General features: G+C 32.5%; 2 protein-coding genes. Both read right to left on the bottom strand.

Annotated elements, in window-relative coordinates; genetic code table 11:
- Window positions 1-101 precede the first annotated feature (101 nt).
- Window positions 102-458 (bottom strand): hypothetical protein, encoded by a 357-nt coding sequence (locus tag FGQ53_RS11660; protein ID WP_229090378.1) that lies wholly within the window; start codon window positions 456-458, stop codon window positions 102-104.
- An 11-nt stretch (window positions 459-469) separates the two neighbouring features.
- Window positions 470-1,318: hypothetical protein (locus FGQ53_RS11665; protein ID WP_212744434.1), on the bottom strand; the 849-nt coding region annotated here is incomplete at its 5' end.

The raw sequence follows: 1,318 nt of genomic DNA on the forward strand, positions 1-1,318 counted from the left end.
TCGTTTATGAAAGCGCAGATTTTTCTTATCTTTGAGAGCTTTTGTGAGAATGTTTTTGTCATTGGTAGTAAATGTTGCTTGTGTCATATATCTATTATACGTCAATTTTTGATTTTTGTTAAGTATAAGTAACCATTCTTATCAAATAGGTAGCCCTCATAAAGAATATCTGTAAATTTGACACCTGTTTGACTATAATAAGCCCACTTTCCATCTTCTTTTACCCAACCAGTTTGTAGCTTAGACTCAGTAGGAAGAGTTGACTTTTTCTCCTGCTCACTCGAACTAGGGCTCGTTGGCTGGATTTCTGTAGTTGTTTGAGAAGCATTTGCAGAGCTAGTAGTTGAACTACCGATAGAGTTATTCGTAGAATGACTAGCATCATTAGCTAGAACTGTTTGGCTAGTCAATCCAAGAAGAGCCAGAGCAAGAATCGTAAATTTCTTATATGATTTCATTTATAACCTTTCTAGGGGAATGGAATCCCTGTGTTATTGATTTCTTTAACTTCCTTGATGAAGGAGTTTTTTAAGGATAAAATTTCATTTTCTGGAAATAAGACTTTCATGGTATCAAGATGTTGGATAATCTGATGTCCTAGTTTTATCCCCTCTATTTTATTTTGTCTAAGAAGATTATACACCTCATACATCTTGATAGTCATAAAAGGATATAGAGGTAAATAGTAACCAGTATGGACAAAAATCCTGCAATACTTTATACGATACAATTCAATTTTATCTATCAATTGTTGTGCCAAGTCATAATAAGCATTTTCAGAATAATATTTAACTATTACTCGAAGTACATCCACCAACATATGGGTTTGATTCGTAGCTAAAGGAAGATTACTTGAGAGAAGTTCAAATGCCTCTCTTTCTTTTTGCTGATACACTTTCAAATCAAAGTCAAAGAAAGCAGTTAAACGACCAAATATATAATACTCATTAGGAAGCCAGTAGTCCATAGCAAATAAATCACTCTTTATCTGTCCAAGGACAAGCCAATCATTCTTTGTTAATCCCTCTTTATCTAAAGTAAGATTCAAAAGATGAAGAAAATTTAAAATATATTGACTTACTTCCACATGTTCTACTACTTCATCTACAGTTTCAGAACTAAACGTTCTATCATTCGTTAATTCAACCAACTGTTCTGTTTCTTCTGTATTCATAGAAGCTACGAGAATTATATCCTCATACTTAACAAAAATCAAAAATTGACGTATAATAGATATATGACACAAGCAACATTTACTACCAATGACAAAAACATTCTCACAAAAGCTCTCAAAGATAAGAAAAATCTGCGCTTTCAT

The organism is Streptococcus mitis (assembly GCF_005844455.1).
GTDB lineage: Bacteria > Bacillota > Bacilli > Lactobacillales > Streptococcaceae > Streptococcus > Streptococcus mitis_BF.